The sequence below is a fragment of the Micromonospora sp. RTBAU3-60 genome, assembly GCF_054963695.1.
Map to the genome: position 1 here is coordinate 1 of NZ_JBUEGB010000143.1, position 6,777 is coordinate 6,777.

Consider the following 6,777-nt stretch of genomic DNA (forward strand, 5'->3'; position numbering starts at 1 on the left):
CATCGTCGGGATGGCAACGCGGCTGGTTCAAATCAACATGAAGGCTCGGGACGACTCCGCGCTGGGCGGTTTCTGGGCGGAGGTGCTCGGCTGGGGAGTCTCCAGCGAGGGACCCGGCGTGACCAACCTCGAACCCGAGGGCTTCGTCTACCCCGACCCCGTCGCTGTCTGCATCGACCTCGTCGTCTCCCCGGAACCCAAGACGGTGAAGAACCGGGTGCACGTCGACCTCGCCACCACCTCGGCGGCTCATCAGGCGGAGGTGGTCACGCGCCTGAAGGATCTCGGCGCGACACCCGCCGACGTAGGTCAGGGTGACGTGCCATGGACGGTCATGGCCGACCCAGAGGGCAACGAGTTCTGTGTGCTGGATCCCCGGCCGCTCTACCGGGACACTGGACCGATCGCTGCGGTAGTGGTCGACTGCACGGATCCGCGAGCCATGGCCCGCTTCTGGGGCGAGGCCATGGACTGGACCGTGCACGAGGTGACCGACCACAAGGCGGTACTACGTTCCGCCAAGGGCGTCGGCCCATATCTGCAGTTCCTCCGCACACCCGACGTGAAGACCGGGTGGAACCGCGTCCATCTCGACGTCCGCCCATACCCCGGTGACGACCCGGAGGCCGAGGCGGCCAGACTGCGGACGCTCGGCGCCACCGCCATCGACCTGGACCCCGATGTCCCGTGGACCGTCCTCGCCGACCCGGAAGGCAACGAGTTCTGCCTCCTCACCCCAGCCTGACCCAAACCCACTTCATCCGCCCACTACGGCACCAGCCCGGACTTTTGCGATGCGCCTAGCCGGCATCGCTTACGAGTAACTCGCCGGATCTGTACTTCCACGTCCAGGCGGCGGCCCGATCGACGGTGGCAGATTTCGATCGGCGCGGATGAGAAGACCGCGATCAGGCCCGCCGCCAGGGCGGGTTAGCCGCGTTCGTCCTCGCATCGGCCGTGTGGTTACCGGCGAGTGCGAAACGACCGGCATCCCGCTCTACTCTGAGGATCTTGAGCAGGGGTGAAGCTCGGGCATTACACACTCCGTGCCCGTCATCGCGCATCCCATCGGCCAAGGCGTCTCGGGACAGAGACGGGTCGGCCTGTTGGACCGTCCGCTGATCGTCTCTGCCGTGGTCGATATGCCGAACAGCAACTTGACCGAGACGAGCATCGGCAGACGCTGGCCACCCGGCCAACGCCTGCGGATGGGATCGGGGCCGCCAACGGCGACGTGCGCCGCGAGACTGATCAAGGTACCGACCACAAGCGCGCAAGATCGTCCACGGACTACGCCTGCCCGCCCTCGACGACCTCGGGCCCGCCAGAGCCCTGCGTTCCCAGGCGGACCGGCTGACCGCAGGATGCCCGCCCGGCCTGCACGGCATCGAGGCCAGCCGCCAGATCCAGGCCCAGGTGCCCCGGGGCCGCCGTCCTGGTTCTCACCATGTTCGAGGACGACGCCACCGTCTTCGCCGCCATGCAGGCCGGGGCCCTCGGCTATCTGGTCAAGGGTGCCGAAGGGGCGGACATCGTCGCCGCCATCCACGCCGCCGCGGCCGGGCAACCCGTCTTCGGCGCCGTCCTGGCGGGCCGCTTGCCGGTCTGGTTCGCCTCACCGCCGCCGCAGGACGCTCCCTTCCCCGAACTGACCACCCGCGAACGCGACATCCTCGACCACCTCGCCGCCGGGCTGTCAAACGGCGAGATCGGCGAGCGCCTGCTGTGCAGCAAGACCGTGGCGAACAAGGTCTCCACCATCCTGGCCAAACTGCACCTCACCCAGCGCAGCCAGGCCATCGTCCGCGCCCGCGACGCCGGCCTGGGCCGCCCACGCTGACCGCTGCGGCCACAGTGCACAGTGAGATTTTCCACTGTCTTCGTATCGATAACCTTATTTACATCGCAGGACGGGCTGGTGAGCATGACCGCATGCTCACCACCGGGGGACACACCGAAGCCATTCACCCTCACGACCACGTGCGGTGGCGCCGTAAGACCGGCCGCCTCGCGCTGGCCGTATCGCTGACGCTGGTCCTGCTCCTCTCCCCGGCGGCCACCGCCCGCGCCGCCGAACCGCCCGCCGGCGGCATGTCCGCGGCCGCACTCAACGCGGCCTTCGCCGCGTATGGCGACAGCAGTGGCCGGTGGAACGGCGGTGACAGCAGCGCCTCGGTGCAGCTCCCCGACGGCCGGGTGGTGTGGCTTTTCTCGGACACCTTCGTCGGGCCGGTGAACGCCGACGGCTCCCGGCCGGCCTTCCAACCGATGATCCACAACTCGATCGTGGTGCAGGACGGCGCCGCGCTCACCGAGACGCTCACCGGCGGTACGGCGGAGGGGCCGGCGTCGCTGGTCGGCGGGGAGCGCGACGGCGACCCGGCCAACGCCGGGTACTGGGTGGCCGACGGCACGGTGGAGGGCACGACGCTGCAGGTGCTCTACAACCACTACCGGCGCACTGGGACGCACCCGCTCGACGTGGCGCTGGACGGCACCTCCCTCGCCTCCTTCGACCTGCCGGGCCTGGCCCTGCGCTCGCTGACGCCGCTGCCGCTGGGCAGTCGGATCGCCTGGGGCTCGGCGATCCTGGAGGACGGCGACACCACGTACGTCTACGGCACGAGCCTGCGCAACGACGCCGGCCCGGTGAAGTCCGTCTACCTGGCCAAGGTCGCGGCCGGGCAGCTCGCCGGCGCCTGGCAGTTCTGGACGGGCACCGGCTGGTCGGACCGCGAGTCCGACGCCGGGCGGCTGATGGGGGGAGTGACCACCGCGTTCGGCGTGCAGAAGGTCGGCGGCGAGTACGTCCTGGTCACCGTGGACGGCAATCTGGTGTTCAACTCTGAGGTGGTGGCCTACACGGCCCCCTCGCCCACCGGCCCGTTCACCGGCCCGGTCCACCTGTTCCGGGCGCCCGAGCCGCAGCCGGGCCGGGAGATCATCGTTTACGACGCCCGCTTCCACCCGGAGCTGGCCCGGTCCGGGAAGCTGCTCGTCTCGTACAACGTCAATAGCCTCGCCGGCGGCGACAACCAGACCGACGCCGGCCTCTACCGGCCCCGGTTCGTGGAGGTGGACTGGCCGCGCCCGGCACCCGACCCGGCGACCCTGCCGCCGGTCCCGGCTGGGCTGGCCGTCACCGCCGACGAGCAGCGCAACGCCCAGCTCATCTGGACCGCCTCGGCCGGCGCCACCGCCTACCGGGTCTACCGGCGCGACGTCTCGTACGGCCAGAGCCACCCGGTGCGGCTGCCGAACGACCTGCCGGCGTCGTCCTTCACCGAGGCGGGTCTGGTCGACGGCCACCTCTACGAGTTCTCCGTCGCCGCGGTGAACGCCAACGGGGAGAGCGCCCGGTCGGCTCCGGTGGCGGTCACCGCCCGGGGCGGCCCGACCCAGGAGGGCACCTTCCAGACCGCGCCGGAAGGGACCGCCGTCACCGGGTCGTACCTCGTGGACCTGCGCGACAACGCCGCCGCCGGTGAGTACGGCATCCGGGAGATCGCCGGCCGCCTGGTCGCCCGCTACGGCGGCACGCTGGAGTCGGTCTACTCGGCCGTCCTCGGCGGGTTCTCGGTGACCGGCCTGACCGACGCCCAGGCCCGCCAGCTCGCCACCGACCCGGCGGTCGAGGTGGTTGAGGAGGACCAGCAGGCCGAGCTCGACGGGGCCACCACCGGCGGGGTCCAGCAGTCCCCACCGTCCTGGGGCCTGGACCGGATCGACGGCACGCCCGACGGCAGGTACGTCTATCCGTCGACCGGCTCCGGGGTGAACGTCTACGTCGTGGACACCGGTGTCCGCATCACCCACGAGGACTTCGGCGGCCGGGCCGAGCACGGCTTCAGCGTCCTGCCTCGGCCCGATCCCGACCTGTGCGCCGAGCACGGCACCCACGCCGCCGGCATCGCCGGCGGATCCTCCTACGGGGTGGCCAAGCAGGCCGAGGTGGTGGACGTACAGGTCGGTTGCAGGGAGCTTCCCGAGTACAGCGTGGCCCGGATCACCGCCGGCGTGAACTGGGTCGTCGAGAACGCGTCCCAACCCGCCGTGATGAACATGAGCCTGTCCGTGCGGCGGCCCTCCCGTGACCGGGACAGCCTTGCCAAGGCCGTGCGGGAGGCGGTGCAGAAGGACGTCACGGTGGTCGCCGCCGCCGGCAACCAGGGCGAGGACAGCTGCGACAGGATACCCGCGAGCATCCCCGAGGTGATCACCGTCGCGGCCACCCAGCAGGGGGACCGGCGGTGGCCGGACAGCAACTTCGGATCCTGCGTCGACCTCTTCGCCCCCGGCGCGAACATCACGTCCGCCGGGCACACGCAGGACGACGGCCCGAACACGGGCAGCGGTACGTCGGCGGCCGCGCCGCACGTGGCCGGCGCTGCCGCGCTGGTGCTGCAGGCGCACCGGACCTACCAGCCCAAGCAGGTGGCCGACGCGCTCATCGGCCAGGCCGAGCAGGGCGTGGTCACGGATCCCGGTGTGGGTACGCCCAACCGGCTGCTGCGGGTCGCGCCGCCGCTGGCCGAGGCGCCCACCGGCCTGACCGCCAGCCCGGCCGACGACGGCACCATCAACCTGGCCTGGCAGCCGGTCGACGCCGACGGGGTCAGCTACCGGGTCTCGCAGCGGGACGTGACCGCCGGGCAGCCGGACCTCACCCCGTGGGACACCGACGTGTACAGCGGCACCGCCGCGGTCGCGAAGAACCTCGTGCCCGGGCACATCTACGAGTTCACCGTGGCCGCCGTGAACACCATGGCGGTCAGCCCGCCGTCGAACGTCGCCACGGCGAAGTCGACCATCGCCCCGCCGCCCGCCCCGGGCGGGTTGACCGCGACCGCCCAGGGCAACGGCACCATCAAGCTGACCTGGACGGAGCCGCAGCCGGACGTCTGGTACTGGGTCTACCAGCGCGACGTCACCGCCGACGAGCAGGAGTTCACCAAGCTGCCGCTGCCGATCACCGAGTGCTGCCAGATGGAGGCGGGCTTCCTCGTCCACGGCCACACGTACGAGTTCAAGGTCAGCGCCACCAACCGGGGCGGGGAGGGCCCGGCGTCGGCGCCGGCGAGCGCGACCGTGTTCTTCGACGCGCCGGCGCCGCCGACCAACCTGCGAGCCGCGCCGGGCGACGGGCGGGCCACCCTGACCTGGGACCCCTCGCCCACCCCCGACGTCTGGTACTGGGTCTACCAGCGGGACGCCACCGAGAACGAGGAGTGGCAGCAGCTCCCCCTGCCGATCAGCGACTGCTGCACGATGCCCGCGCAGTTCCTGACCAACGGCCACGACTACGAGTTCAAGGTGACCGCGACCCGGGGTTCGGAGAGCGTCGCGAGCAACGTCGTCCGGGTCAAGCCCATGCCCGCCAAGCCGGGCAAGCCCACCAACCTGCGCCTGCAACCGCTGCCGACCGGGGAGATCACCCTGACCTGGGACGCTCCCGGACCAGACCTCTACTACCGGGTCTACTGGCGGGACGTGACCGCCGGGGAAACGTCGTTCCGGCGCAGCGACGTGCCGACCGACGCCACGACCGCGATCTGGGGCTTCCTCACCCACCAGCACCTGTACGAGTTCAAGGTGACCGGCGAGAACCTGTCCGGCGAGGGCCCGGCGTCCGACCCGGCGCAGGCCAAGAGCCAGGTCGCGCTGCCGAAGGCGCCCACCAACCTGCGGGCCAGCGCCGCCGGCAGCCTGGAGATCGCGCTGTCCTGGGACGCACCCGGGCCGAACGTCCTCTACTGGGTGTACTGGCGCGACGTGACGGCGGGCGAGACCACCTTCCGCAAGTCGCAGTACCCCACCGACCGCACCGAGGCGACCTGGCAATACCTGACCAACCAGCACGTCTACGAATTCAAGGTCAGCGCCACCAACGTCGCAGGCGAGGGGCCGGCATCGGCGACGGCTCGGGCCACCGCGGTCGGCATCGCGCCGCAGCCCCCGACGAACCTGAACGCGACCCCCGGCGACGGCGCCGTCCGGCTCACCTGGACCGCCAGCCCCACCGCCGGGGTCGACTACGTCGTCTACCTGCGGGACACCACGAAGGGGCAGTCCTGGCAGAAACTGCCCTACCCCGTCGGCTCCTGCTGCACCTTCACCGCCCAGTACCTGACCAACGGCGACACCTACGAGTTCAAGGTGGCCGCGACGAACGCCGGCGGGGAGAGCAAACCGTCGAACGTGGCCACCGCCAAGCCGATGCCTCCGTTCCCGCAGCCGCCGACGAACCTGCGGGCCACCGCCGGCGACGGCGAGGTCAGGATCGCCTGGTCGGCGAGCCCCACGCCGAACGTGTACTACTGGATCGAGTACCGCAAGGCCGGCGGCTCCTGGACCCGGTTGAAATACCCGCTCAGCACCTGCTGCACGTTCACCGTTGGCTACCTGAACAACGGCACCACGTACGAGTTCCGGGTCCGCGCCACCAACGTCGCCGGGGACAGCAGCCCCTCGAACACCGACAGCGCCCGGCCGATGCCGCCGTTCCCGCAGCCGCCGTCGAACCTGTCGGCGACCGCGGCGGGCGACGGAAAGGTCAAGCTGACCTGGTCGGCGAGCCCCACGCGGAACGTGTACTACTGGATCGAGTACCGCAAGGCAGGCGGCTCCTGGATCCGGCTGGAATACCCGGTCACCACCTGCTGCTCGTTCACCGTCAAGTACCTCACCAACGGCGTCACCTACGAGTTCCGAGTGCGAGCCACCAACCTCGCCGGGACCAGCGCCGCCTCGAACACCGACAGCGCGCGGCCGATGCCA

The 6,777-nt window shown here is 70.8% G+C and carries 3 protein-coding genes; all 3 read left to right on the forward strand.

The window, feature by feature from the left end; all coding sequences use genetic code 11:
- Positions 1 to 10: 10 nt before the first annotated feature.
- Positions 11 to 745 (forward strand): VOC family protein, encoded by a 735-nt coding sequence (locus tag ACY34I_RS39955; protein ID WP_462760687.1) that lies wholly within the window; start codon positions 11 to 13, stop codon positions 743 to 745.
- A gap of 702 nt (positions 746 to 1,447) precedes the next feature.
- Positions 1,448 to 1,840, forward strand: coding sequence for a response regulator transcription factor (locus ACY34I_RS39960; RefSeq protein WP_462760683.1), 393 nt, complete (start codon positions 1,448 to 1,450; stop codon positions 1,838 to 1,840).
- Positions 1,841 to 1,932: 92 nt separating this feature from the next.
- A partial coding sequence (locus tag ACY34I_RS39965) for a fibronectin type III domain-containing protein (RefSeq protein ID WP_462760685.1) occupies positions 1,933 to 6,777 on the forward strand: 4,845 nt, incomplete at its 3' end.

What these genes read in the sequence shown, in the direction of transcription:
- ACY34I_RS39955 (WP_462760687.1), top strand. Translation starts at nt 11, where the DNA reads ATGGCAACGCGGCTGGTTCAAATCAACATGAAGGCTCGGGACGACTCC.
- ACY34I_RS39960 (WP_462760683.1), top strand. Translation starts at nt 1,448, where the DNA reads ATGTTCGAGGACGACGCCACCGTCTTCGCCGCCATGCAGGCCGGGGCC.